This is a genomic window from Clostridium sp. CS001 (genome assembly GCF_020443565.1).
GTDB lineage: Bacteria > Bacillota > Clostridia > Clostridiales > Clostridiaceae > Clostridium_AD.
This window is the reverse complement of the sequence record NZ_JAIZZN010000030.1, coordinates 1-26,999: the sequence shown is the minus strand read 5'-3', so window position 1 is coordinate 26,999 and position 26,999 is coordinate 1. Positions and strand designations below refer to the sequence as shown.

The following is a 26,999-nucleotide window of genomic DNA, read 5'->3' as shown; positions in this document are numbered from 1 at the left end:
TAAAAATGGAGATCACAAATGTTAACGTAGAGGAATTGATTTTTGCTTTAGATATAGGAACAAGATCTATAATAGGTACAGTTGGAAAGATTGTAGATAAGAAATTTCAGGTTATTGCTGAAAGTTATAAAGAACATGAAGAAAGGGCTATGATTGATGGTCAAATTCATGATATTCAATTGGTAGCTAGTGGAGTAAAAAAGGTAAAAAAAGAATTAGAGACTAGCTTAAATGTTTCTTTAACTAAAGTAGCCATTGCTGCTGCTGGAAGATTTTTAAGGACCACGGAGGTGAAGTCTGAAATTGAAGTGGATGCAGAAAAGGAAATTGATAGAGAAGCAATTAGAAGTTTAGAGCTTACTGCAGTTAAAATGGCAGAAGATGAAATTAATAAGTCTACACAAGGAAAGCTTTATTGTGTAGGATATAGTGTGAAAAGTTACTATTTAAATGGATACATAATCTCAAATCTGAATTCTCACAAAGGAGAAAAAATTGCAGTAGAAATTATAGCTACCTTCCTTCCACGATCAGTAATAGATAGTCTTTATGCTGTAATGAGCAAGGCAGGTCTTTCAGTTATAAGTCTAACATTAGAGCCAATAGCAGCTATGGAAGCTGTAGTTCCTCAAAGTTTGCGATTACTAAATTTAGCCTTGGTGGATATTGGTGCAGGTACTTCGGATATTGCCATTAGTAGTAATGATAGCATAAGTGCATATGGTATGGTGCCAACAGCAGGGGATGAGGTAACTGAAATAATATCACAGGCTTTTTTAGTTGATTTTAACACTGCTGAAAAGATTAAAAAGCAATGTAGCGGAGAAGATAATATTGGGTATATAGATGTATTAGGCTTTGAAAATGAAATATCGCCAGAGGAAGTATTAAAAGTAATTAATCCTGTGGTTATGAAAATTTCAGAAGAAATTGGGAAAAAGATAATTGAATTAAATGGAGGGAAAGCCCCTAATGCAGTATTTTTAGTAGGTGGGGGAGCTCATACTCCTTTTATTAAAGAAACTATTGCTAAGATTTTAAATTTGCCAATACAAAGGATTGCAATTAAAGGTCGCGAAGCAGTGGTTGACTGTATATGTAATGCTGAACTCGGAAGCATTGGAGTTACGGTTTTAGGTATTGCACTTATATCAATAAAGAGAATGGGACATGATTTTATTGACGTAACTATAAATGATAAGATTATAAGTCTATTTAATGCAAATAAACATACGGTTATGGATGTAATGGTTCAAGCTGGTATAAATCCTAAAATACTGATTGGTAAGAATGGACGCAATATAAGGTTTACAGTTAATGGAATAGGACGAGTGGCTTTTGGAAGTTTAGCTAAAGGTGCACAAATTAAAATAAATGAAAAGCTTTCTAATATTGATTCTGAGGTAAAAGAAGGGGATATAATTGAGACTATTTTCAGTAAAGATGGTAAAAATGCAGAACCTAAGGTTATGGATTTTGTAAGAAGTATCCAAACTGTGAGTTTTTATTTGCAAGATATAATTCAAAATATTGAACCTGTTCCATTTATAAATAATATAAGAACTGAAATAAACACTGTAATAAAAGAAGATGATGATGTTAATATAAAATTCCCTGCTACAATTGAAGAGTACGTAAAGTATTTTGATAATAAATCAGAAGGTTTAACTTTCATAATTGATAATAAGGAGCTTCCAAAGGATTATGTTATACAAGAAGGGGATAGAATATATAAAGTAAATGCAAAAATTGAAAAGGCTAAAGTGGAGGAAGAAGAAATTCAGGGAGAATACACTGAAAATCAGCAGAACTTCAAAATAGAAACACACATAGATGCTGAAGATGAACTAGAGGGTATTGGTATTGAATCAGATCATACTACTCAGGCACCTGATAAGATTAGCATAAATGTACCTAAGATAAGCACCGAAGCTAAAACTGAGGTTTATATTGAGGTTAATAAGAAAGTTGTAACTCTTGCAAATAAAGAAAAATATGTGTTTTTAGATATATTTGATTATATAGATTTTGATTTGTCTGTTTCAAAGGGAAGTTTAATACTAATGCTAAATGGCGACAAAGCTAGCTATCATCAGACTCTTAAAAATGGTGATATAGCTTCGATATATTGGGAAAAGTAATTTTAGCGTTTTGAAATAAGAGAAAATAGATTGGTTATTTTGAAAAGACTTTATTGTAAAGAGGTGAATATAATGGATTTTTTAAATATGGCAGAAAATCTTCAGGATGAATTAGTTAAAATAAGGCGTGATCTTCATGAGAACCCTGAACTGGGTTTTGACTTATTTAGGACTTCTCAAAAGGTAAAAGATTTTTTATCAAAGGAAGGTATTGAGTTTTATGAGGTAGCGAAAACTGGGATTTGTGCTATTATTCGTGGCAATGGTACAAAAACAGTTGCTTTAAGAGCAGATATGGATGCACTTCCACTGCAAGATAGGAAAATATGTAGTTACTCCTCAAAAGTTAATGGCAAAATGCATGCCTGTGGACATGATGCTCACACTACTATACTTTTAGGCACTGCTAAAATACTAAACAGCATGAAAGATGAAATTCCAGGTAACATTAAACTATTTTTTGAACCAGCAGAAGAAACAACTGGTGGTGCATCAATAATGATTAAAGAGGGAGTACTTGAAAACCCCACTGTGGATGCTGTTATTGGCTTGCATGTAGAAGAGTGGCTTGAGGCAGGAACTGTTGGTTTGAAAAGAGGTAATGCCTATGCAGCATCAAATCCTTTTACCATAAAGATAATAGGTAGAGGAGGCCATGGTGCAAGTCCACACATGACAATTGATCCTATTGTAATAGCCAGCAATGTTATTATATCGCTTCAAAACATTGTAAGTAGAGAAATTCCACCCACAGATGCTGCAGTAATTACCATAGGCTCCATTCATGGAGGGACAGCTCAAAACATCATCCCAGAGGAAGTAATAATATCGGGGATTATTAGGACTATGAAAAGTGAACATAGGGAATACATAAAGACTAGATTAATAGAAGTAGTAGAGGGAACGGTAAGCTCCATGAGAGGGAAGTGTGAGATTAATATAGAAGAAAGTTATCCCTGTCTTTATAACAATGATAAGCTATCAGATATGTTTGAAAGCAAGGCAAAAGAAGTCATTGGAGAAAGTAATGTTTATAAACTAGATACACCTACTATGGGAGTGGAAAGTTTTGCTTATTTTGCAAATGAAAGATCATCGCTATTTTATTTTTTAGGCAGTGGAAACAAGGAAAAAGCTATAGTGAATCCTGCCCATGGAAGTTTATTTGACATAGATGAGAGCTGTTTATCTGTAGGGGTAGCTATGCAATGCAAGCTTGCTTTTGAATTTTTATTGAACTTATGATGCATATTAGTATATAATTGATGTTTGATGTGATTTTTTAATAGTGTAAGTTGATTTATTATAATGTAAATTAGATTATGTACGGAATTCGTCATTAGATATAAAAACTATAGATAAAAGAACTAGGAGGTATTTATGAGGATAGAAATTGGAGCAAATGAAGCAGGACAAAGAACAGATAAATTCATGAGAAAAGTACTTGGGGATGTGCCACTAAGCAGAATATATAAAGCTTTTAGAAAAGGTGATATTAGAGTTAATGGTAACAAAATCAATGAAAAACATTCTTTAGTAGAAGGGGATATCGTTGAAACAAAGTATATTACCAGTGATGTTAAAAAAGAAGAGTTTAAGAGGATTGAAAATAAATTAAAAATAACCTTTGAGGATTCTAATATATTAATGGTAGAAAAATGGCCAGGAGTTTTAGTTCATGCTGACCAAAAGGATGGAGATCCTACTTTAACAGATTATGTACTTTCTTATTTGTTTGACAAGGGAGATTACAGGCCAGAAAATGAAATAACTTTTACGCCAGCACCTTGTAATAGACTAGACAGAAATACTTCAGGTATAGTTATGTTTGGTAAGAATTTTCAAGCGCTTAAAGCTTTAAATGAAATGATAAGAGAAAGAAATGTTGAAAAGTTTTATATGGCCTTAGTAAGAGGAAGAATTAAAGATGGAATTTATGAAGGATATATACATAAAAATGAGGATGCTAACATATCTCAGGTATATAACGTAGAAATGCCAGACACAAAAAAAATTGCTATGGAAGTTAAAAACATAGAAAGTTGTGGTACGTTTTCGTTAATAGACATTAATCTTTTGACAGGAAGAAGCCATCAACTTCGCGCTCATTTAAGTCAATTAGGTCATGCTATTGTAGGTGATGCTAAATATGGAGATAAAAAAATCAATAGTTTCTTCACTAATAAATATGGTCTGAACTACCAATATTTATATGCATATAAGGCAACATTTAAAAATTGTCCAGAGGAACTAGCTTATATGGAGAATAAAACCGTTGCAGAGAGTTTACCACCAGTATTTAAAAAGATCAAAAAGGATGTATTTAAATTTTAGAGGTGTTTTAAATGGATCAAGAAATAAATTCAAATAAACAATCTACCACAAAAGGCTTTGCCATATTATCTGCAGCAAGTTTTATGGTTAAGCTTATATCCTTGCTTTATGTGCCTTTTTTAAACAAAATATTAGGAGGGGAAGGGCAAGGGTATGGTGTATATGCATCAGCATACAATATATTTGTGTACATGTATGTTTTAACTAATGCAGGTATTCCAGTGGCAATTTCTAAAATGATTTCAGAACTTATAGCTACGGGAAATTACAAAGATGCAGTAAAGACTTTTAAAATAGCTAGAGGACTACTGCTAATATTAGGTATTATTATGTCTTTGTTAATGCTTGTTTTTGCGGCACCACTTGCCAATTCAACTAATAGTGCTTCAGCAAAACTCGCAATTATGGCTCTTTCACCAACAATTTTAATATCATCTGTATTGTCAGCTTACAGGGGTTATTTTCAAGGAAGAGGGAATATGACTCCTACTGCGGTGTCACAGGTGCTTGAGCAAATTGCAAATACAATATTTAGTTTGATTTTCGCTGCAATCTTTGTGAAGTATGGTATAGCAGCAGGTGCTGCAGGGGGAACCATTGGAACGTCTGTAGGAGCACTAATTGCAGTAATATATATGATTAATATGTATGAAAAAAATAAGGTTTTTAGAGTTCCTAAAGGATACAATAAGAGTATTACAAGAGTGTTTACAACTAAAAAATTAGTAAAAAAACTATTAAGTTATTCTGTCCCAATGACAGTTTGTGTAGGACTTCAGCAATCGGGATTATTAATAGATTTGTTCTTAGTTAAGTCTAGGATGGCATATTCTGGAGTTGACAAAGTGCAAGTTGATATTTTATGGGGTATGCTAGCAAAATATACTACACTTGTAGGTGTGCCTATAGCTATTGTTTCAGCTTTAGCAGTAGCTATTTTACCATCTATATCTAGCTTAGTGGCATTAAAGGATAAAAAAGCAGTAAGGGAAAAGATTAACTATGCTTTTAGGCTATGTTTTTTAGTGTCTGTGCCTTCCGCAGTTGGACTTTCAGTTTTAGCTAAACCTATAGTACATTTAATTCATTACGAGACTGATGTTTCAAGATTGCTTAGGTATGGATCTGTGGTTATAATACTCATGGCTGTTGTTAGTATTCAAACCTCAATACTTCAAGGGCTAGGTAAGCTTTACTTAGTTACTTTTTATGCGGTACTTGGACTCATAGGAAAGATAATTATTAATTATATTTTTGTAGCCATTCCAAGTTTTAATATATTAGGTGCGGTTTTGGCTAATGGAGTGAGTTTTGCAATCCCCTTAATATTGAACAGCATTACTATAAACAAAGTATTGAGGGTTAAAATTAAACTATCTAAACATGCAATTAAACCTATAATAGCTTCAGGTGTTATGGCAGTTGTGGCAAAGTTAATATACGGTAACTTTGATTTCATATTAAGTTTTATTAAAGAAGGATATTTTGCTAATGGTGTTGCTGTACTAATTTCCATAGGTTTTGCCATAGTAACCTATTTCTTAATATTAGTGCTTATTGGTGGTATATCTAAAGCTGATTTAGAGGTATTACCAAGCAAGATTACCAAGCTTATACCTAATTCTATTTTAAATATAATTAGATAGAAATTTAAAGAAGTGAAGAAAGTTAAGCAAGTCTAACGCTATATTAAGCATTAGACTTGTTTGTTTTTTTTGAAATCAAAAGAGAAAATAGTAATAAAGAGAAGCCAGTAATGATAATAACTATATTTTTAGTTACAAAAATAGAATTTGGTATAGTGTTATCTAAAATTTTCAATATAAAGTATAAGAGTATGCTAAGACATATATCAATTATAATTTCTACCATGGAAAATTGTATATAACAATTTTTTTTGATTATAATAATATTTAATATGAAGCTTACCATAGAACTTATAAAGAGAGTTATACCATAACCTAAAATATTTATACTTGGAATACCTAATAATATATACAACAATATAAGTTGAAGTACGGAAGTTATTATAGAGTTTATTAAAAGAGATTTTTGTTTTCCAAGGCCGTTTAATATTCCGAAGGTTGAACCAGACATGTACATGAAAGGGGCACTTATAGCAACAAGGCGTATGTAAATGCCTAAGTCATATCTATCAAAAAATAGTTTTCCCAAAGAGTCCCCAGAGCATAAACATATTATCATTGTTGAGATTCCTAGTAAAAATGAGATTTTTATAACCTCCATTACCCTATTATTCAAAGCATTATAATCTTTTTTACTAATACTTTTAGAAATGTCTGGGGTTAAAATAGTTGCCATGGACATTACTATAATAAAGGGGAAGAATACTATGCTCATTGCCATACCAGAAAACTTACCTATTAGGGATAAAGCTTCACTATACTCTATTCCTGCATATACTAGCCGCCTTGGGACAATTAATGTGGATAATGCAGAGATTCCAGTGGTTAAAAAACCATTTAAGCATAGGGGAAATGAAACAACAAGGACATTAAACAAAAGTTGAGCTCTTCCCTCAGTTTTTTTAGTGGTTACCTTAAATTTATTTTTACTTTTTTTATAGTAAGCAAACAAGAGGATAAAGCTTATAAGTTCTCCAATTGATAATGATATATATGTGGCAGTTACAGTAGTGGTTACATTTTTTAATGCAAAGAAATTTATAATTCCAAGTATTATGACCATTCTTACAGTTTTTTCAACTATATCTATTATTGCAGGAACTTTAACATTTGAAATACCATAGAAATAACCCTTATATATAGATGAAAGAGCAACAAAGATTAAAGCGGGGCAAATAACCCAAAGAGAATATAGTGTTCTTTGGTCTTTTATTATATATGTACTGATGAAAGGTGAAAAAAGAAATACAAAAAGTGTTACTATTATAGCCCATAGAAAATCAAAGACTAAGGAAGTGTGTACAGATTTTTCTAAATTAGCAAAGTCGTTTATTCCATGATAAGAGGAGGCTTCTTTTGAAATAGCAGTTACCATTCCACCGCAAATAAGGCAAATAAACAGATCATAGATTGGCATTACTAGGCTGTATAATCCCATGCCCTCCGCACCTAATTTTTTTGAGAGTAAAATTGAAAACATAAACCTTAATACACCACCGGTTAAATTTGAAACGGTGAGTATTATTGAGTCTCTATAGAAATTATCTTTAATCATAAAAGGACCCTCCTTATTCTTCCCTGTGGTTAGATAACAGTTATTAATAATTAGTATGTGAAGAGACCTGATTATATTCTATAAGGATGATAAAAAAGTATAAAGAGGCACTTGCTATTTATTAGTAGTTGTGATAACTTTTATAGTTAGCATAGTTGTTTGTTTTAGTAGAAAGGTATAGAATATATTAAATAACATTATACACAGTTGAATACGTTTTAGAAGTATAATTAACTATACTAAATTGAGAGGTGAACAGCTTGAAAAAAGAATTCGAAACAACCTATGGAAAAACCTTAAAAGGTTTAATGGTAACAGTAAATCCAATTAAAAAAAGGATTATGAAAACTCATTGTATAGTTCATAAGTTTATAAATATTCAATCTATAGAAATATTGAAAAATGAGGGATATAGTGAGGTTAATAGTTTTTATAAAGGATATATAAAAGAACTAAATAATGGAGTCACTTGGGCAGACCAAGATTTTAAAAGCTCAAATCATTTTTATCATCATCTTAAGGGCACAGGGCTCTATGGATTTTCCAATGCATTAACTGAATTCGGGAAATATTATAAAACTGCTTTGAGGTTTGTGGAAGCTGGGGATATAAAACAAGGATTATTTTATTTTGGTGCAGCATGCCATTTAGTGCAGGATGCCACAGTGCCACAACATGTAAACAATAAATTGCTTAAAAGTCACAGGAACTTTGAACTTTGGATTATAAGCAAACTAATGAGTGATTATTCTTTTCCTATCCTCAATGAAATAATAGAGCATGAAGACATCAAAGATTATATAAAAAATAATGCACTATTTGCTAATGAAACTTATATTGCTTACGCAAATATCCAAGACAAGGAAGATAGATATAAGAAGATATCTACTCTTATAGTGCAAAGAGCACAAAAGACTACTGCAGGTCTTATGTTAAACTTTTATAATGATATTAAGAAATAATTCCTTTATTTTAAAGGGATTATTTTGTTTTTGCAGAATAAATTACAAAAGAAGTAAAACAAGTGAAATAAAAAAACTTGGTGAGGAGGCAATAATTGAAAAAGGAGGCTTTTATAAATTTAGAGAAGCAAATCTTCAAAGGGAATTTATTAGATATAGGTTTTTCTAACCATGGGATTATATATAACATTTACAAGCAGCATACTGATGAATATAGCAATTTGGAGTATATAGAGGGCAAAGAGGAGAAGATAAGAATAAAAGAAAATGAATATGACAGTTGTGCACTATTTCTTACTTTAAGTGATATAAAACTTACACATAACAAAAATAAATTGATACAAGATATATATAGATTTTTAAAAATTGATGGACTTCTATATATATGGGATATAGATAAAGGCTTTGCTAAAAGCTTTAATTCAAAAATAAAGATTTTATTGCCGGATAAAAGTACAAAGCAAATATGTATAAAGGACTTAAATGTATTGAAAGACAGCTCTAAAGAAAATACAATGAAAATTTTACAACCTTATTTTGAAGTTTTAACCATGAAAAATTCAGATGATATTTACTACATGGAATGCAAAAGGAGAGGAAAAACAGAAGATGAAAGTATTATTAGTGGGAGTTAATTCTAGGTTTACACATAGTAACCTTGCAATTAGGTATTTAAAAGCATTTACGAAGGATTTAGATTATAATTGTTTTATAAAAGAGTTTTCCATAAACGATAGAGTGGAGAGAATTGTTCAAGAAATAATGGCAGAAAAGGCTGATATGGTGGTTTTTTCTTGTTATATATGGAACAAAGATTATGTTAAACAAGTATCTGAATCAATCAAACTTATAGATAATAATATAAAATTGTTATTTGGAGGTCCGGAAGTATCCTTTGATAGTGAAAAATACTTAAAAGATAGTTTGGCAGATTATCTAATTGAGGGAGAAGGTGAAGAGACCTTCAGAGAATTTATAGAATGTGTAATAAATAATAGAAACCTTAAGGATATTGAAGGCTTATATTGCAAAGAAAATAATGAAATTTTTTATGGCGGTAAAAGGAAACTTATGGATTTAAATAAGGTTGTGTTCCCATATACCATTGATGATGATTTAAATAACAAAATAGTATATTTTGAATCATCAAGAGGGTGCCCTTTCAACTGTAAATATTGCCTATCTTCAACTATACGAGGAGTTAGGTTCATGGAACTTGAAAGAGTTAAGAGGGATTTAAAGTTTTTAATAGATAAAAAGGTAAGACTTATTAAGTTTGTAGACAGAACCTTTAATTGTAGTGATGAATTTGCCATGGGGATTTGGGAATACTTAATGAGTCTAGATACTGAAACTGTTTTTCATTTTGAAATCTCAGCAGATATATTAAGTGATAAGCAGCTTAAGCTTTTAGAAAAGGCACAAAAGGGTAGATTTCAGTTTGAGATAGGGGTGCAGACTACAAACAATGAAGTGTTAAAAAATATAAATAGATTTGTGGTTTTTGAAGATATTAAAAAGCAAGTTATGACTTTAAAGAAGCATGGAAATATAATGCAACATTTAGATCTAATTGCAGGACTTCCAGGAGAAAATTTTGAATCCTTTAAAAGATCTTTTAATGATCTGTATGACATAGAACCAGATGAAATACAACTTGGATTCCTAAAAATACTAAAAGGTGCGCCTATGCAAGATGAAGTAGAGAAATGGGGGATTGTTTACCCAAACTATACCCCTTATGAAGTCTTGAAAACTAAGGATATTAGTTATGAGGAAATCATTATTTTAAAAAGAGTGGAAGAAATGGTAGATAAGTACTATAATTCTCAAAAGTTCAATACTATATTAAAGTATTTTGTGAAAAGATTTAACACACCTTTTGATTTTTATTATGATCTAGGACAATTTTTTTATGAAAAAGGATATTTAAGTAGGAACATCTCCTCTGTAGATTATTATAAGGTGTTTATTGAGTTTAATATGGAAAAACTTAAAGAAGATAATTTTGCTCTTAAAGAAATTGTTAAGTATGACTATCTTAAATATAACAAAAAAAAGTGGCTTCCAGAGTTTTTGAATCGAGAAACTAATAAAGAAATAGAAAGAACCATTAAAGAAAAATTATTACAAACCAGCATTATAAATAATGTGAATAATATTCATATTGAAAAATTTATGATTAGTATTTTAGACTATATAGAGAGTTCTACTGTATGCTTAGAGCCTCATTATTTAATTTATGATATTAATGATGAGAATAATATAATGGATATAACATCTATAGTATTTTAGAATATGAAAGAGTAAGATAAGTAAATTTCAAAAAAAAATAAAAATGGTTGCAAAGTGCATTAATAATGGTTTTTATCTTAGTGTGGTAATTTAATATTACGAATATTTGTTGATTTTCTAAAAAAGCAGTTGAAATTTATACAAAAAATAAGTATAATCAAGTTGTAATGAATACTACATTAAGTATTATAACAAATATTTGTTATAATCTGTTATTAATTGTCATTAATTGTAGTATTAAGAGTTGAATTGCAAAAAAATATATCTAGTTAGGTATATAGAAAAAGTGATAAGAATAGTAACTTGTCATTTATTTAAATGTACCGTCTAAGAAGAAGGTGGTGATATTTTGGCATTAGAGGCGATAAACAGTATAAAAGAAGTAGAGAAACAAGCAGCGGATATTATCAATAAAGCAATTTTAGATAGTAAGGATATATCTAAAAAGGCTGAGCTTGAGGCTGAAAGTCAATATAAAGAAGTTTTAAATTCTGCTAAAGAAGAAATTAAAAAGATTATTGAAAATGCTAAAGAAGAAGGTAAAAAAGCCTGTGAGCCTATTTTAGAAAAGGGTAAAACTGAGGTAAAAAGTATAATTAATTTAGAAAGTGAAAGATTTGATAGAGCAGTTAAAACTGTTGTTGAGAGGATAGTGAAAATTAATGGCAATAGTTAAAATGAGTAAGTTTACATTGTTTGCCTTTGAATCACAAAAAGAAGATTTATTAGACAGTCTTCATAAGTTTGAAAATGTTCAATTTGTAAACATGCAAGAGTGTGAGGAAGAACATTTGCAATCACTTGTAAAAGATTCAGAAAGTGAAAAAATTTCTTACATGGAAGGTGAACTAGCAAAGATAAAGTTTGCCCTTGAACTATTGACAAAACACGTAGAAAAAGAAGGTATGATAAAATCTTTAGTAAAGGGTAAAAGTTTGCTAAGCTACACCGAGTTAGAAACTTTAGCTGAAAAATCAAACTATAATGAGAATTACAATAAGCTAAAAGAAAAAGATAATGCTATGATTCAAATGAAGAATGAAAAATCTAAAATTAACTCAGAAATAGAAGTGCTATCTCCTTGGAAATCATTAGATGCTTCTTTTGATGAATTAAAATCATTAAATTCTTCAATATTTCTAATGGGTTCACTTCCTAAAGCTTTTAAAGATACCTTTAGAGAAAGCTTTGAAAATGAAATTCCATATTCATATTTAGAAGTTATTAGTGAAGTAAAAGGTGAAATTAATATAATTACTTTAATACATAAGGATTATGAAGATAAAGCCAAAGAGATACTTAAACTTAATAGCTTTAATGCAATCAGTTTTAAATATGATGGAATTCCAAATCAGATATTAAAGGATTTCACTAAAAGATTAGAGGCTATTTCAAAAGAAGAAGAAATAGTAAATGAGCAAATCAAAGATGATTGCAAATATTTAGAAGATTTTAAAATAGCATATGAGTATTTATCTAATAAACATATAAAAGCTTCAGCTTGTGAAAATTTCTTGAAAACAGAAAGTGTAGTTTTCATAAATGGATGGGTACAATCAGAAGCAGTAGAAAAGCTAGAAACTGTAATAAAAGGTATAACTAAAGAAAACTTTTATTTAGAACTAGAACAAGCTGCGAAGGATGATAATGATGTACCTATACTTTTAAAGAATAATGGATTAGTAGAACCTTTTGAGTCATTAACATCAATGTATAGCTTACCTAAGTATTCAGAAATAGATCCAACACCTGTAATGACACCTTTTTACATGGTATTCTTTGGGATGATGCTAGCTGATGTTGGGTATGGATTAGTAATGTTCATAGCTACAGCACTTGCATTAAAGAAATTTAATTTAGAGGAAGGTCAGCGTAAGTTTGCTAAGTTCTTTTTACTACTTAGTATACCAACAATGATTGCAGGAGCAGTTTATGGGGGGTTCTTTGGAGATGCAATTCCATGGCTCGCTGAGCATAGTTTAATAAATCCTTCAAAAGACCTAATGTTAATATTATATGCATCAATTGCCATAGGTGCCTTTCAAATTTACTTTGGCCTTGGAGTTAAGGGTTATATATTAATAAGAGATGGAAAGCCAATGGATGCAATTTATGATGTTTTAACATGGTACCTATCATTAACGGGTGCATTTTTATTCATAGGTGGAGGCATTTTAAAACTAGGTGCTGGAGTAAGTGCTGCAGGAAAATGGGTAATGATAGTTGGAATGGTTGGACTTGTTTTAACTCAAGGAAGACAAAATAAAGGTATTGGTGGGAAGCTTGGTGGAGGTTTATATGGTCTATATGGCATATCCAGTTATATAGGTGATTTGGTTTCATACTCAAGACTTATGGCTCTTGGACTTGCTGGTGGATTTATTGCAACAGCGTTTAATATGCTTATTAAGATGATTCCATCTCCATTTAACATTATCTTTGGTGCATTTATATTTGTTGGGGCACAAACCTTCAACCTATTATTAAGTGCATTGGGAGCTTATGTTCATAGTGCAAGACTTCAATATGTAGAATATTTTAGTAAGTTTTATGAAGGTGGAGGAAAAGCCTTTAAAGTATTTAAACCAAAGAATCAATATATTATAGTACAAAACGAAAAGCAAATTTAAGGAGGAATTAATTATGACACTTATGGAATTTATGGGAGCAAATGGCGGATATGTTTTCGCTGCACTAGGTATGGCTTTAGCGGTAATTTTACCGGGAATAGGATCAGCAAAAGGTGTTGGTATAGTTGGTATGGCGGCAGCAGGACTTACAACTGAAGAACCAGAAAAGTTTGGTAAAGCGCTTATTCTTCAATTACTACCAGGTACACAAGGTCTTTATGGTTTCGTTATAGGACTAATGGTATTACCTAAATTAGCTACGGGTATGACTTTAGATTTGGGATTATACTTATTTATGGCTTGTTTACCAATAGCATTTGTAGGATTATATTCAGCAATAGCTCAGGCTAAAACAGCTGCAGCTGGTATTGCAATACTTGCTAAAAACCCAGAACACAATACAAAAGCTATAATACTTGCAGCAATGGTTGAAACATATGCAATTTTAGCATTCGTTGTTTCAATAATCTTAGTAAGTAAGACATTCTAATTTTAAAACTAAGAAGTTAGAGGATGTGTATATATGTCAAATTTAAGCAACTTATCTTCTAAAATAGTAGAGGACGCTAACATTAAAGCGAAGGCTATATTAAAGGAAGCTAATGATAATGGAACATCAATGATAGAAAATAAAGTAAAAAGCGCAAAGGTATTAGAGCTTCAGATGCTTGAAAAAGCTAAAATTGAAGCTGTTACTGAAAAGCAAAGAATTATATCAAGTACTATATTAACTGTGAGAAATGAAAAATTAATAGCTATGCAGGGGATCATTGACAAAGTATTTAAGGGCGCTCTAGAAAATCTTTTAGAAATAAACGATAAACAATACATAGAGCTTATAAAAACATATCTTTTGTCAATGCCAATAGCGGGAAATGAAGAGTTAATACTTCCTACAAAACTTAGAAATATTTTTAGTGATGAGTATTTATCAGAAATAAATTCAGCACTTAATCTTTCAGGTAAAATAGGTGAAATGAAGTTAAGTTCTGATCCGCGAAACATAAATAGTGGATTTATAGTAATTAAGAATGGCATAGAGATTAACAATACTTTTGAAAATCTAGTTAATTCCTTAAGAGATGAACTTGAGGCAGACATTGTTCAGCAGTTATTTAATTAAATCTAGAGTAGATAACAATTATAAATTGTTATCTACTTAAGAGCAAAACAAGGAGGATAGCCATATATGGATGAAATGAATTTTACACAAGCTGTGGCTAGGCTAAGAGTATTAGAAAAAAGACTCCTTAACAAATTAAAGATTGAGAGAATGATTGATAGTACCTCGCCAGAAGATGTGATTAAGATTTTGCAGGAAACTGAATATGCAAGCTTAATGGTTAATGTAAAAAGACCAGAGGACTACAATATATTACTTAAAGAGGAGTTAAATAGGGTATATTCCTTTATGTACAAAGTTTCTCCAGACCCTGTTATAGTAGATATTATGAGTTTGAAATATGATTATCATAATATCAAAGTAATGCTAAAGGCGCGGATTTTAGATAAGGATTTTTCTCATATGCTAATTCCCGTGGGTACAGTGGAAATAGAGAAATTAACAAGTTACATGGCTAATATGGAATATAAGGAACTACAGCCTAATATGATGGAGGCTATACTTGAAGCAGAAAAAGTCTATCATGAACTTAAAGACCCTCAAAAGATAGATATTATTTTAGATAAATATATGTATATAGATATGCTTGCTAGAGCAAAAGAAACAAAAATTGATTTCATGATTGATTATATTAAAATGAACATAGATTTTTCTAATATAAAATCAATTGTTAGATTAAAGAAACAAGAAAAAGATGTTAAATTTTTAAAAGAAGTAATTTTAGATGGTGGTGAGATATCTAAGGATATTTTAGTAAGATCATTTGAAGAACCTATTGAAAATTTAGCAACTAAATTTTCTTCACTTAAATATGGAGAAGTTATAAAGCTAGGACTAGAGGAGTATTTGAAAACAGGTAAACTTTCAGCTTTTGAAAAGCTTTCGGAAGATTACATTATGAATAATCTGAAAGGTGCTAAGTATATAACTTTTGGACCAGAGCCAGTATTTGCTTATATTGCAGCTAAGGAAACAGAAATTAAAGTAATAAGAATAATTATGGTTGGAAAACTAAATAAAGTTGATACGGCAGTTATAAGAGAAAGGGTGCGTGAGGTTTATGCATAAAGTAGGAGTAGTTGGAGATAAAGATTCAATACTTGCTTTTAAGGCTCTTGGGATTGACGTGTATCCAGTTATTGAAGTTGAAGAAGCTAGAAAAGTTATAGATAAAATGGCATTAAATAATTATGCAGTTATATTTGTTACAGAGCAGATAGCTCAGCATCTAGATGAAACTATAAAAAGATATAATAGACAGATGCTTCCTGCCATTATATTAATACCAAGTAATCAAGGCTCACTAAATATAGGTATGCAAAGAATTAGAGATAATGTGGAAAAGGCAGTGGGCGTAAATATTTTATAGAAAGGTAGGGAGATATCTTGAAAATCGGTAAAATTGTAAAAGTTTCGGGTCCGTTGGTTGTTGCAAAAGACATGGATGAAGCTAATATATATGACGTAGTTAAGGTTGGCGAAAAAGGTCTTATTGGCGAAATTATCGAAATGAGAGGAGATAGAGCCTCCATTCAAGTATATGAGGAAACATCAGGTCTAAAACCAGGAGACCCTGTAGAATCTACTGGAGAACCACTAAGTGTGGAACTTGGACCAGGACTTATGGAATCAATGTTTGATGGAATTCAAAGACCTCTTGATGCAATAAGAGCTATTGCTGGTAACTTCTTAACTAAAGGTGTAAATGTTACTCCTTTAGATAGAACACGTAAATGGGATTTTGTTCCTACAGCTTCTGTTGGAGATGTGGTTTCTTCAGGGTCAGCAATAGGTAGCGTAAAGGAAACTAGCGTTATAACTCAAACAATAATGATACCAAATGGAATTTCAGGAACTATAACTTCTATAACTGCAGGAGAGTTTACTGTAGAGGAAGTTGTAGCAGAGGTGCAAACGGAATCAGGAATTAAGCAGATTACATTAATGCAAAAATGGCCTGTAAGACGTGGAAGACCTTATGCAGCAAAATTAAATCCAATAGAGCCATTAGTTACAGGTCAAAGAGTAATAGATACTTTTTTCCCAGTAACAAAGGGTGGTACAGCATGCGTTCCAGGTCCTTTCGGAAGTGGAAAAACTGTAGTTCAGCATCAATTCGCAAAATGGGGAGATGCAGAAATAGTTGTTTACATAGGTTGTGGTGAACGTGGAAACGAAATGACAGACGTTTTGAATGAGTTCCCAGAACTTAAAGACCCAAAAACAGGTGAATCTTTAATGAAAAGAACTGTTTTAATCGCAAACACATCTAATATGCCAGTTGCAGCTAGAGAAGCTTCTGTTTACACAGGTATAACTATTGCAGAATTTTATAGAGATATGGGATTCTCAGTAGCGGTAATGGCAGACTCTACTTCAAGATGGGCAGAAGCACTACGTGAAATGTCCGGAAGACTTGAAGAGATGCCAGGTGATGAGGGGTATCCAGCATATCTTGGATCACGTATAGCTGATTTTTATGAAAGAGCTGGAAAGGTAGTTTGTCTTGGAGACTCTGAAAGAGTAGGAGCACTTACAGTTATTGGTGCAGTATCACCTCCAGGTGGAGATTTGTCAGAGCCAGTTACACAGGGTACGCTAAGAATAGTTAAAGTATTCTGGGGACTAGATGCTCAACTTGCGTATAGAAGACATTTCCCGGCAATAAATTGGCTAGATTCTTACTCACTATATTTAGATAAGATAGGTAAGTGGATGGATGATAGCGTTGCAAGTGACTGGACTGATCTTAGAAATAAAGCTATGATAATTCTTCAAGAAGAAGCAAAACTTGATGAAATAGTAAGACTTGTAGGTATAGATGCTCTTTCTGAAAAAGATAGATTAAAATTAGAAGTTGCTAAGTCAATTAGAGAAGATTATCTTCAACAAAATGCTTTCCATGAGGTGGATACTTATTCATCATTAGAAAAACAACACAAAATGTTAAAGTTAGTTTTAACATTCCAAGTTGAAGCAGAAAAAGGATTAGCAGCAGGAGTTTATTTAAATAAGATATTAAATATGGAAGTAAGAGATAAAATAGCAAGATCAAAATATATTGCAGAAACTGAAATGTCAAAGATTGATGATATATTTACAGCTTTATCTAGTGAAGTAGAAAAATTAATAACAGAAGGAGGGGTTACTAATGATTAGAGAATATAGAACCGTAGCAGAAGTTGTAGGACCCCTTATGGTTGTAGAAAAAGTTCAAGGTGTAAGTTATGATGAACTAGTAGAAATAGAACTACAAAATGGAGAGATTCGACGTGGAAAAGTACTTGAAATAAGCGAAGATAAAGCGATGGTTCAGTTATTTGAAAGTTCCGCAGGAATTAATTTAAAAGGTAGTAAGGCTAAGTTTTTAGGAAGACCACTGGAACTTGGAGTTTCAGAGGATATGCTTGGAAGAGTCTTTGACGGACTTGGAAGACCTAAAGATGGTGGACCTAAAATTATACCTGATAAGAGATTAGACATAAATGGAGAACCATTAAATCCCGTAGCAAGAGACTATCCATCTGAGTTTATTCAAACAGGTATTTCTGCTATAGATGGACTTAATACCTTAGTTAGAGGACAAAAACTACCAGTTTTCTCTGGATCAGGTCTTCCACATGCAGAGCTTGCAGCTCAAATTGCAAGACAAGCGAAGGTGTTAAATTCGGATTCAAAGTTTGTTGTTGTATTTGCAGCCATAGGGATAACATTTGAGGAAGCACAATTCTTCGTAGATGATTTTACAAGTACTGGTGCAATAGACAGAACTGTATTATTTATGAATCTTGCAAATGACCCAGCAATTGAGAGAATAGCTACACCTAGAATGGCTCTAACTACTGCTGAATATCTTGCATATGAGCGTGGAATGCACGTACTTGTAATAATGACTGACATTACAAATTACTGTGAGGCTCTACGTGAAGTTTCAGCTGCAAGAAAAGAAGTTCCAGGTAGACGTGGATATCCAGGATATCTTTATACTGACCTTTCTACATTATATGAAAGAGCTGGTAGAATCAAAGGCCTTGAAGGTTCAATAACTCAAATACCAATGCTTACAATGCCAGAAGATGATATAACTCATCCTATTCCTGACTTAACAGGATATATAACTGAAGGACAGATTATTTTAAGTAGAGAACTTTATAAAAAAGGCATTATGCCTCCAGTAGATGTTCTACCTTCACTATCAAGACTTAAAGATAAAGGTATAGGCAAGGGCAAAACACGAGAAGACCATGCTGATACAATGAACCAATTGTTTGCTGCTTATGCACAAGGTAAACAAGCAAAAGAACTTGCAGTTATTTTAGGAGAATCAGCCTTATCTGATGCTGATAAAGCCTATGCAAAATTTGCAGATGCTTTTGAAAAGCAGTATGTATCTCAAGGGTTTGGAACTAATAGAACCATTGAAGAAACAATAAATTTAGGATGGGAGCTTCTATCTATACTACCAAGAACTGAACTTAAGAGAATTAGAGATGAATATCTTGAAAAGTATTTACCTGTTAAAGAGGGTGAATAAACATGGCAAGGTTAAATGTTAATCCAACTAGAATGGAGCTTACTAAACTTAAAAAAAGGTTAGGTACAGCTACTAGAGGACATAAATTATTAAAAGATAAGCAAGATGAACTTATGAGAAGATTTATTGATCTTATAAAACATAACAATGAGCTTAGAAAGAGCGTTGAAGAAGAATTACAAAACTCTTTTAAGGACTTTGTTATGGCAAGTGCATTAATGTCTTCAGAATTTCTTGAGGAAGCCATTGCTTATCCCAAAGAAAGTATTTCGGTAGAAGTAGAAACAAAAAATCTTATGAGTGTTAATGTTCCGGTAATGAAGTTCAAAAGAAAATTGGAAGATGATCCTGGCAGTATATATCCTTATGGATTTGCTAGTACTTCAGGAGAACTTGATTTGGCAATAGAAAAGCTATATACAATTTTGCCAGAACTTTTAGAACTTGCGGAAGTAGAAAAGTCATGTCAGCTTATGGCAGATGAGATTGAAAAAACTAGAAGAACAGTTAATGCTCTTGAATATATGACAATACCTCAACTTAACCAAACTATAAAGTATATAAAAATGAAGCTTGGTGAAAATGAAAGAGGAGCTTTAACTAGACTTATGAAGGTTAAAGATATGATGGAAAAAACTCAAGAACTTGCAGATAAGCAGAGACAATTAGCTGAGCAATAGTATGAAATTAAGGTGTTTTTATGACACCTTAATTTTTTTGTGAAAGTTTTAGTTGATGTATATAACTATTTATAATAAAATATAAAGGATAAGAAACAAAAATTTATTGCTACGGAAAGCAATTAAAGTACATGGGTATATATAACAAATCAATGATGCTATTATGCTATATTGTTGTTTGTTTTTATGTGTGAATATAAAGAAAAGGAGAATTGACATGGCAGTTAGAGAAATTTTACAATATGGAGACAAACGTCTTACTACAGTTTGCGAAAAGGTTCAAAAGATAGACGGAAAAATATTAGACTTAATTGATGATATGATGGATACACTTTATGAAGGGAACGGCATAGGTCTCGCTGCTCCACAAATAGGTGTTTTAAAAAGAGTTATTTTAATTGACTTAGGTGAAGAGGATGAAGAACCAATAATAGTTATAAATCCTATAATAACGGCTAAGTCAGGGGAAGAAAAAGATATTGAAGGTTGCTTAAGCTATTTAGGATATGAAGGTGAAGTAGTTAGACCTACCAGCGTTACTGTTGAAGGGCTTAATTATAAAGGTAAGAAAGTAACTCATAACGCTACAGGGTTACTTGCAAGGGCCTTTTGCCACGAAATAGACCATTTAGATGGAATACTATATATGTCTAGAGCTGAGGAAATGTTTAAACAAGAAGAGGAATAGTTTTTCTTATATTATGCTTTAACTAAAAGTATATGTTGCTGGAATGCTTTCATAGCAACATATACTTTTGTTAGCATAACATAAGAAAAACTTCATAATGCGAGAAAAAAATGTAGTGAAATAAAAAATATAGAAAGATAAAGAGGTGAGGTTTTCGATCAGATTATGATTGATAGACTTCATCTCTTTTTACAGTTCCAGACCCTCTTATAAAAGATGGAATAGTATTTATAATACGACTTTCAACATAATAATTAAATCATCACCTGCGGTGCTGCAATATTAACAACTTTGGAAGCAGATTTAGACTGCCACCAAAGTAATTTTTCTGGGCTAGGCAACTGCCACTTATAGAAGATGGCAGACTTGAAGCTTCCAAAATGTTGTTAAAGTTTTCTTACTAGGTATATTATTTCACATAGAAATGGTAAAATTAAATAAGAAGAATGAAGGAGTGAGCTTATATGAAGAGAATACCTTATGGCATTTCTAATTTTGAAGTTTTAAGAGAAAAAGAATATCTTTATGTTGATAAAACATCTTATATAGATATACTAGACAAATATTCACCCTATCAATTTTTTATAAGACCTAGAAGATTTGGTAAAAGTTTATTTATATCAATGCTTGAGAATTATTATGACATAAATAAAGAGAATAAATTTGAAGAGTTATTTGGAGATTTATATATAGGCAAGAACCCAACTGAAGAGAAAAATAAATATCTTGTTTGGAAAATAAGTTTTGCAGGAGTAGATGCTGGAAATGGAGAAGAAGAGTTAAGAAGGAGTTTTAACGAAAAGGTTATTATATCTGTAGAAAAATTTATAAATCATTATTCAAATTTATTAGAAGAAAAGATTATTTCAAAAAACATAAGAAGTGCAGAAATAGCGGTACAATATATATCTCTTTTGGCAAGTAAGATAGAAAAACAGGTTTTTGTTCTCATAGACGAATACGATAACTTTGCAAACGAATTAATCACAGGAGGGAGACATAATACGTATAATGGGATACTTCACGGTGAAGGCTTTGTTAAAGTTTTTTATAAGGCATTAAAAGATGCTACGGCAGATAATTTTACAAGGATATTTATGACTGGAGTAAGCCCTATAATGCTAGATGATTTAACCAGTGGGTTTAACATAACAAGGAACTACACGTTAGATAGAAAGGTCAATGCTATGCTTGGGTTTACTAAGGAAGAACTTTCTACTATTATGGATGAGGTGGAACTTACTGATTGCGATCTTAGAAAAAAGATAAGCAAAGATATGACGGAGTATTATAACGGATATAAATTTAATGAGAACAGTGAATCTGTTTTCAATCCTGATATGGCATTATATTTTCTTGATGGCTATTTAGCATATAATGAGTATCCAAAAGAAATGATAGATAATAATGTGAAAACAGACTATGGCAAAGTTAATCAGTTAGCCTATAATTTCAATGATAGAGAAGCTTTAGATGAAATAATGTCTACTGGTGAAACTTCAACGGTTCTTGTGGATAGATTTAATATTCATACTATGTATAGCCAAAAAGAAAATTTTAAATCCCTACTATTTTATCTTGGGATGCTTACTATAAAAGAGCAAGGACCTCTTGGAACTGTATTAAAGATACCTAACTATGTTATAAGGACTATTTATTGGGAACAGCATTTTCAAAATATAAATGAAAATTATAATATTGAAACTCAGGCAATTAGAATTGCAGTAAATGAAATGAGGATGAATGGTGATATTGAACCTTTAATGAATATTGTAAAAGATTTATTAGAAGATTTATCTAATAGAGACCTTATACAAATGGATGAAAAAAACATAAAAATGATGCTTCTTACTCTGCTGGGTGTAGATAATACGTATTTTATAAAAAGCGAAGATGAAACCAGCAAAGGATATGTAGACCTAATGCTAAAAAGAAAAATTCAACTTAAAAATATAACAAAATTTCAATGGATTATAGAATTAAAATATATAAAAGAAAGTGACAGAAATACTTTTGAAAAGGTAAAAGAGCAAGGATTAAAACAACTTCAAATGTATTACCATAGCAAAATGGTTAAGGAAGAGATGGAAGATGAAGGATTAAAGAAAATATTGGTTATTGTTGTAGGGAAAAAAGATATTTATACTGTAGATTTAAGTTAAACATAAGGTTAAACCTTTTTAGAAGGTAAAGATATTTTTGCCTACTTGCGAGGTAAATGTACTAAAATCAATAAACTAATTTCCTAGATAAACTCAAGCGAAAAATGAGTTTATCTAGGAAATTTTTTATTTTCTTAATATATTGATATATCATTGTGTAAATGCTATTATAATATCTATATAGGTGTATATACACGTGTATAGATATATGTAAAGAGGTGTTTAATAAATGCAAGAATTAAAAGAGAAGATTCAGCAATTGAAAATAGAAAAGAAAGCTTTGATTTTAGCGCATTATTATGTAAATGATGATATACAAGAAATAGCTGATTTTGTAGGGGATTCCTATTATCTTAGTAAAGTGGCAAAGGAGTCAAAAGAGCAGATAATAGTATTTTGCGGAGTGAAGTTTATGGCTGAGAGTGCAAAAATACTTTCACCAGAAAAGACTGTGCTGCTACCCAACATAGATGCAGGGTGTACAATGGCGGATATGATTAATGGTGAGGATGTTAGGGAGCTTAAAAACGATCATCCGAGGGCAAAGGTTGTATGTTATATAAATTCAACAGCAGAAGTTAAGGCTGAAAGTGATGTGTGTTGTACTTCTTCAAATGCTCTAAAAATAATTAATAACTTAGGTAATGAGGAAATAATTTTCATACCAGATAAAAACCTAGGTGAATATATAAATGAAAAGATTCCGAATAAGGATATGATTCTATGGAATGGGTTCTGTTGCGTACATGAATTTGTAAGTGCAGAAGAAATTTTAGAAGTTAAAAATAAAGATAAAGATGTAAAAGTTTTGGTTCATCCAGAATGTAACAAGGAAATTAGAAGTTTAGCTGACTTTATAGGAAGCACTGGAGATATAATAAAATTTGCTACTGAGGATACTGGCAAGAAATATATGGTTGTAACAGAAGAAGGTATACTATATGAACTTAAAAATAAAAATCCTAACAAAGAGTTTATAACACCAAAGACTGCTATGATATGTAATAGCATGAAAAAGACAACTTTAGATGATGTTTATAATAGCCTTCTTCATAATCAATATGAAATAACATTGGATGAAGATGTAAGACAAGCAGCACAAAAATGTCTAAATGCAATGCATGAATTGGCAAGGTGATTTTATGGATATTGCTGTAGATGTACTGATAGTTGGAACTGGAGCAGCGGGTCTGTATGCTGCATTGAATTTAAGAGAAGACTTAAACATACTTTTAATAACCAAAGATGTTGCTAATCAGTGTAATACATTTTTAGCACAAGGGGGCATTTCTGTAGCAAGAGATGAAAAAGATTTTGAATTGTTTGTTCAAGACACTTTAAAAGCTGGAAAATATAAGAATTCATTAGAAGCAGTACAAACTTTAGTACATGAATCCATAGATAATATAAATAAGATTGTAAGTTTAGGAACTAAATTTGACACATTAGATGGAGCCTTCCAATATACAAAGGAAGGTGCACATAGCGTAAATAGAATTGTGCATAGTAAAGATGAAACTGGTAAAGAACTTTTTTTATCTTTAATTGAAGTATTAAAAAGTAAAAAGAACATAAGAATATTGGAGAACACTACTTTAGTGGATGTAATTACAAAAGACAACACATGCTATGGCGGAGTGGCAATTAAAGGTGGAAAAAGAATAAATATATACTCTAAAGCAACTATTTTAGCAACAGGTGGTATTGGAGGCTTATTTAAAAATTCAACTAATAGGAGGGGACTAACAGGTGATGGAATAGCTATTGCTATGAGACATAATGTTAAAACCTCAGATTTAGACTCTGTGCAATTTCACCCAACTGCATTATATGATAATAAGATTAATTGTGAGAAATTTCTTATATCAGAGTCGCTAAGAGGTGAGGGAGCAAAACTTTTAAATGAATGCGGTAAAAGATTTGTAGATGAGCTTTTACCAAGGGATGAAGTATCTAAAGCCATTTATGAAGAAGAAAAAAAGAGCAGTAAACCTTTTGTATTTTTAGATATATCATTTAAAAATAGAGAGTATATTACAGGTAGATTTCCAAACATATACAAACAATGTTTAGAAAGTGGTATAGATATTACAAAAAACAAAATACCGGTAACACCAGTGCAACATTTTCACATGGGAGGAATTGCTGTTGATCTATTTTCTAGGACATCCATGGAAAATTTATTTGCTTGTGGTGAAGTTAGTTGCACAGGTGTACATGGTGCAAATAGATTGGCAAGTAATTCTTTACTAGAAGCCTTGGTTTTTTCAACAAGAGCTTCGGAATTTATAAATAAGTCAATTAATATGAGTAATACTTTAAACTATGAATTTATAAAGAGCTTAGAGATATTTGGTGAATACAGTGAAATTAATAAAGCTATGATTATAGGCAAATTTAAGAAGATGAGGGAGGGTATTAGAAATGAATTGGTTAATTATTGATAAGATTATTGCCGAGGCAATAATAGAAGATGTACCACAAAATGATATTACAACAGAGTTTATTATAAGTGATGATAGTATTTGCAGCGTTGACCTGATAGCTAAAGAAGAGGGGGTAATGGCTGGGCTTCCAGTATTTGAAAGAGTTTTTAAAATACTTGGACAGGTTAATGTAGAGTTTTTCAAACAAGATGGAGCAACTCAATAGTTGTATAAAATATATACGAATGTACACAAACATGTACAAACGGAATATTTTATTCAAATAAAGCTCCCTACATTCGTAAAGAGTGTAGAGTGCGTTTGTATAAACGCCAAAACTCCTTTAATTGCTGGAAGTCCCTAAAGACTAATTAACCACAACGTAGATATGAAACAAAATCAAGCGTGATGGTGACGAAAGTAGAAAAAATAATTAGTATGGTGCAAGGTTAAATCCTAAACATTAAATAACTTTATAAAAGTTGTAATAATGGGTAATCAGCAGCTAAGACTCGAATAGAGTAAAGTTCAACGACTAGAGAGAAATCTCGTACCTGCAAGTGTGGGGAAATGGGGAGAATCCTAGTATGGCTATTATACAATAGTTGCCTACTGTGTAATAGAGAAATAGGATTGTGATATAGTCTGTGCTTATATGAAAGTATAAGAAGTTCATAAGAGAACTGCATAGAATTAACGAATTTATGTGAACACTCTAAAAATAATGTATAAATGTAAATTAGATAATTTAGACAACCGTATTTTAAAGTTTTATAACAATCAACTATTTTTCTAAATCTTTAGCAATTAAATTGTAAACGTAATTAGGTACAGAATGTCGTTCTCTTTCTGCTTTTGATTTTAGGTTTTATTTATCCCTCTTAGGATACTAGTTTTAATACTTATATTGTTTTTGCTTATAGCCATTTAAATAACCTCAATAAAATATTTTATATCATGAAAAAAGCATCTATAAAATAGGTGGATTATGATAATAATAAAATATAAAGAGGTGAAGATAATGGATACTATAATAAAAACTGTTAAACAATATTCTTGTGAATTAGACGAAGTTACTTTAAAAGAGTTAAAATTCATAGCGAATCAATATAAGAATGTTAAAAACTATGTTTATTCAAGATTTAGTGGAATCAATAGTATTCCATTATTAGGTAAGGAAAGAAAAATAAGAGATGAATGGGTAAAAACTAAATTTGCAGAGCAATGGAAGTTACCCACTAGGTACTGGAAGTTAGCTTTAAGTGAAGCTATGGGAAATATAAAATCTCAATGGTCTAATATTAAAAGAAGAGTTAGAGAACAAATAAAAGTAAATGATAATTTATCAAATGAAGATAAGCATTATATTAATTACATTTTAAAGTTTGATAATTATTATTATAAAGTATTAACTAATCAAATTTTCAATATTCCTAAGATATTTCAAGATAAGCAGTTAAATTATAAATATCTTAACAACTTGATTAAAAGATATACAAGAAAATATAAAAGAAATATACCTTATTCTAAAAAAGGTGTTACTTTTTTAATAGATACAGGCTTATATTCATATAAAGGTGGACATATAAATATAACCTGCATAAAGAAAGGAAAAAGGGTACCTGTTAGATTAACTGATAGTAATATTAGAAATAGCACATTAACAGTTAAAATAATAGAGCATAAGATAGAAATTCATTGCCCTTTAAAAGTAAAACCTAAAGAGAATAATAATCAAGACAATGTTATAGGAATAGATAAAGGATATAAATATTTATTTGCAGTATCTAGTGGCAAATTCTATGGCGAAAATCTTAATAGTT

The 26,999-nt window shown here is 31.1% G+C and carries 23 protein-coding genes; 22 read left to right on the top strand and 1 reads right to left on the bottom strand.

The annotated features are described in order from the left end of the window. The first annotated feature begins 5 nt into the window (after positions 1 to 5). The 4 genes from LGK97_RS16280 to LGK97_RS16265 all read left to right on the top strand — a co-directional run bounded on the left by LGK97_RS16280 (position 6) and on the right by LGK97_RS16265 (position 6,121). The gene (locus LGK97_RS16280; protein WP_226260806.1) at positions 6 to 2,141 is read left to right on the top strand and encodes a cell division protein FtsA; all 2,136 of its coding nucleotides are present in this window, start codon (positions 6 to 8) and stop codon (positions 2,139 to 2,141) included. A gap of 72 nt (positions 2,142 to 2,213) precedes the next feature. Further along, positions 2,214 to 3,386 (top strand): M20 metallopeptidase family protein, encoded by a 1,173-nt coding sequence (locus LGK97_RS16275; protein ID WP_264175064.1) that lies wholly within the window; start codon positions 2,214 to 2,216, stop codon positions 3,384 to 3,386. Between the two features lie 135 nt (positions 3,387 to 3,521). Next, entirely contained in the window at positions 3,522 to 4,475 is a 954-nt protein-coding gene (locus tag LGK97_RS16270; RefSeq protein ID WP_226260805.1) for an RluA family pseudouridine synthase, read from the top strand. A gap of 11 nt (positions 4,476 to 4,486) precedes the next feature. Beyond that, positions 4,487 to 6,121, top strand: coding sequence for a polysaccharide biosynthesis protein (locus tag LGK97_RS16265; RefSeq protein WP_226260804.1), 1,635 nt, complete (start codon positions 4,487 to 4,489; stop codon positions 6,119 to 6,121). Between the two features lie 43 nt (positions 6,122 to 6,164). On the opposite strand, the gene spoVB is transcribed toward LGK97_RS16265, so the two are convergent. Continuing rightward, positions 6,165 to 7,676 carry a stage V sporulation protein B gene (spoVB, locus tag LGK97_RS16260; RefSeq protein ID WP_226260803.1) on the bottom strand — a complete coding sequence of 504 codons (1,512 nt, stop codon included), beginning with the start codon at positions 7,674 to 7,676 and terminating at the stop codon, positions 6,165 to 6,167. Positions 7,677 to 7,936: 260 nt separating this feature from the next. Here spoVB and LGK97_RS16255 point away from each other — a divergent pair, with 260 nt between their 5' ends. From LGK97_RS16255 to LGK97_RS16170, 18 genes are all read left to right on the top strand, one after another. Further along, positions 7,937 to 8,638: a zinc dependent phospholipase C family protein gene (locus tag LGK97_RS16255; protein WP_226260802.1), complete on the top strand. Its 702-nt coding sequence runs from the start codon at positions 7,937 to 7,939 to the stop codon at positions 8,636 to 8,638. Between the two features lie 95 nt (positions 8,639 to 8,733). Beyond that, on the top strand, positions 8,734 to 9,273 hold the full coding sequence (locus LGK97_RS16250; RefSeq protein ID WP_226260801.1) for a methyltransferase domain-containing protein: 540 nt from the start codon (positions 8,734 to 8,736) through the stop codon (positions 9,271 to 9,273). Then, complete coding sequence (locus tag LGK97_RS16245; protein WP_226260800.1) at positions 9,248 to 10,933, top strand: B12-binding domain-containing radical SAM protein; 1,686 nt, start codon at positions 9,248 to 9,250, stop codon at positions 10,931 to 10,933. Before LGK97_RS16250 ends, LGK97_RS16245 begins: the two co-directional genes overlap by 26 nt. A 349-nt stretch (positions 10,934 to 11,282) precedes the next feature. Then, a complete protein-coding gene (locus LGK97_RS16240; protein WP_226260799.1) occupies positions 11,283 to 11,609 on the top strand; it encodes an ATPase in 327 nt (108 codons plus the stop codon). Continuing rightward, a complete protein-coding gene (locus LGK97_RS16235) occupies positions 11,596 to 13,563 on the top strand; it encodes a V-type ATP synthase subunit I (RefSeq protein WP_226260798.1) in 1,968 nt (655 codons plus the stop codon). Before LGK97_RS16240 ends, LGK97_RS16235 begins: the two co-directional genes overlap by 14 nt. A gap of 13 nt (positions 13,564 to 13,576) precedes the next feature. After that, positions 13,577 to 14,053, top strand: a complete 477-nt coding sequence (locus LGK97_RS16230) for a V-type ATP synthase subunit K (protein WP_226260797.1) — start codon at positions 13,577 to 13,579, stop codon at positions 14,051 to 14,053. 33 nt (positions 14,054 to 14,086) lie between these two features. Then, entirely contained in the window at positions 14,087 to 14,686 is a 600-nt protein-coding gene (locus tag LGK97_RS16225) for a V-type ATP synthase subunit E (RefSeq protein WP_226260796.1), read from the top strand. 66 nt (positions 14,687 to 14,752) lie between these two features. Continuing rightward, positions 14,753 to 15,754: a V-type ATP synthase subunit C gene (locus LGK97_RS16220; RefSeq protein ID WP_226260795.1), complete on the top strand. Its 1,002-nt coding sequence runs from the start codon at positions 14,753 to 14,755 to the stop codon at positions 15,752 to 15,754. Next, complete coding sequence (locus tag LGK97_RS16215) at positions 15,747 to 16,055, top strand: V-type ATP synthase subunit F (RefSeq protein ID WP_226260794.1); 309 nt, start codon at positions 15,747 to 15,749, stop codon at positions 16,053 to 16,055. Before LGK97_RS16220 ends, LGK97_RS16215 begins: the two co-directional genes overlap by 8 nt. Positions 16,056 to 16,072: 17 nt before the next feature. Continuing rightward, positions 16,073 to 17,845 carry a V-type ATP synthase subunit A gene (locus LGK97_RS16210; RefSeq protein WP_226260793.1) on the top strand — a complete coding sequence of 591 codons (1,773 nt, stop codon included), beginning with the start codon at positions 16,073 to 16,075 and terminating at the stop codon, positions 17,843 to 17,845. Continuing rightward, positions 17,838 to 19,220 (top strand): V-type ATP synthase subunit B, encoded by a 1,383-nt coding sequence (locus LGK97_RS16205; RefSeq protein ID WP_226260792.1) that lies wholly within the window; start codon positions 17,838 to 17,840, stop codon positions 19,218 to 19,220. Before LGK97_RS16210 ends, LGK97_RS16205 begins: the two co-directional genes overlap by 8 nt. 2 nt (positions 19,221 to 19,222) lie before the next feature. Beyond that, entirely contained in the window at positions 19,223 to 19,900 is a 678-nt protein-coding gene (locus LGK97_RS16200) for a V-type ATP synthase subunit D (protein ID WP_226260791.1), read from the top strand. 217 nt (positions 19,901 to 20,117) lie between these two features. Further along, positions 20,118 to 20,588, top strand: coding sequence for a peptide deformylase (gene def / locus LGK97_RS16195; RefSeq protein ID WP_226260790.1), 471 nt, complete (start codon positions 20,118 to 20,120; stop codon positions 20,586 to 20,588). 464 nt (positions 20,589 to 21,052) lie between these two features. Continuing rightward, positions 21,053 to 22,750, top strand: a complete 1,698-nt coding sequence (locus tag LGK97_RS16190) for an ATP-binding protein (RefSeq protein ID WP_226260789.1) — start codon at positions 21,053 to 21,055, stop codon at positions 22,748 to 22,750. 229 nt (positions 22,751 to 22,979) lie between these two features. Beyond that, positions 22,980 to 23,888 carry a quinolinate synthase NadA gene (gene nadA, locus LGK97_RS16185; protein ID WP_226260788.1) on the top strand — a complete coding sequence of 303 codons (909 nt, stop codon included), beginning with the start codon at positions 22,980 to 22,982 and terminating at the stop codon, positions 23,886 to 23,888. Positions 23,889 to 23,892: 4 nt separating this feature from the next. Continuing rightward, positions 23,893 to 25,194, top strand: a complete 1,302-nt coding sequence (locus tag LGK97_RS16180; RefSeq protein WP_226260787.1) for an L-aspartate oxidase — start codon at positions 23,893 to 23,895, stop codon at positions 25,192 to 25,194. Next, positions 25,175 to 25,402 (top strand): hypothetical protein, encoded by a 228-nt coding sequence (locus tag LGK97_RS16175; RefSeq protein WP_226260786.1) that lies wholly within the window; start codon positions 25,175 to 25,177, stop codon positions 25,400 to 25,402. Before LGK97_RS16180 ends, LGK97_RS16175 begins: the two co-directional genes overlap by 20 nt. Before the next feature lie 795 nt (positions 25,403 to 26,197). After that, on the top strand, positions 26,198 to 26,999 hold an 802-nt coding region (locus tag LGK97_RS16170), incomplete at its 3' end, for a hypothetical protein (RefSeq protein WP_413228445.1).

What these genes read in the sequence shown, in the direction of transcription:
- LGK97_RS16280 (WP_226260806.1), top strand. Translation starts at nt 6, where the DNA reads ATGGAGATCACAAATGTTAACGTAGAGGAATTGATTTTTGCTTTAGAT.
- LGK97_RS16275 (WP_264175064.1), top strand. Translation starts at nt 2,214, where the DNA reads ATGGATTTTTTAAATATGGCAGAAAATCTTCAGGATGAATTAGTTAAA.
- LGK97_RS16270 (WP_226260805.1), top strand. Translation starts at nt 3,522, where the DNA reads ATGAGGATAGAAATTGGAGCAAATGAAGCAGGACAAAGAACAGATAAA.
- LGK97_RS16265 (WP_226260804.1), top strand. Translation starts at nt 4,487, where the DNA reads ATGGATCAAGAAATAAATTCAAATAAACAATCTACCACAAAAGGCTTT.
- spoVB (WP_226260803.1), bottom strand. Translation starts at nt 7,676, where the DNA reads ATGATTAAAGATAATTTCTATAGAGACTCAATAATACTCACCGTTTCA.
- LGK97_RS16245 (WP_226260800.1), top strand. Translation starts at nt 9,248, where the DNA reads ATGAAAGTATTATTAGTGGGAGTTAATTCTAGGTTTACACATAGTAAC.
- LGK97_RS16235 (WP_226260798.1), top strand. Translation starts at nt 11,596, where the DNA reads ATGGCAATAGTTAAAATGAGTAAGTTTACATTGTTTGCCTTTGAATCA.
- LGK97_RS16230 (WP_226260797.1), top strand. Translation starts at nt 13,577, where the DNA reads ATGACACTTATGGAATTTATGGGAGCAAATGGCGGATATGTTTTCGCT.
- LGK97_RS16225 (WP_226260796.1), top strand. Translation starts at nt 14,087, where the DNA reads ATGTCAAATTTAAGCAACTTATCTTCTAAAATAGTAGAGGACGCTAAC.
- LGK97_RS16220 (WP_226260795.1), top strand. Translation starts at nt 14,753, where the DNA reads ATGGATGAAATGAATTTTACACAAGCTGTGGCTAGGCTAAGAGTATTA.
- LGK97_RS16215 (WP_226260794.1), top strand. Translation starts at nt 15,747, where the DNA reads ATGCATAAAGTAGGAGTAGTTGGAGATAAAGATTCAATACTTGCTTTT.
- LGK97_RS16205 (WP_226260792.1), top strand. Translation starts at nt 17,838, where the DNA reads ATGATTAGAGAATATAGAACCGTAGCAGAAGTTGTAGGACCCCTTATG.
- LGK97_RS16200 (WP_226260791.1), top strand. Translation starts at nt 19,223, where the DNA reads ATGGCAAGGTTAAATGTTAATCCAACTAGAATGGAGCTTACTAAACTT.
- def (WP_226260790.1), top strand. Translation starts at nt 20,118, where the DNA reads ATGGCAGTTAGAGAAATTTTACAATATGGAGACAAACGTCTTACTACA.
- LGK97_RS16190 (WP_226260789.1), top strand. Translation starts at nt 21,053, where the DNA reads ATGAAGAGAATACCTTATGGCATTTCTAATTTTGAAGTTTTAAGAGAA.
- nadA (WP_226260788.1), top strand. Translation starts at nt 22,980, where the DNA reads ATGCAAGAATTAAAAGAGAAGATTCAGCAATTGAAAATAGAAAAGAAA.
- LGK97_RS16180 (WP_226260787.1), top strand. Translation starts at nt 23,893, where the DNA reads ATGGATATTGCTGTAGATGTACTGATAGTTGGAACTGGAGCAGCGGGT.
- LGK97_RS16175 (WP_226260786.1), top strand. Translation starts at nt 25,175, where the DNA reads ATGAATTGGTTAATTATTGATAAGATTATTGCCGAGGCAATAATAGAA.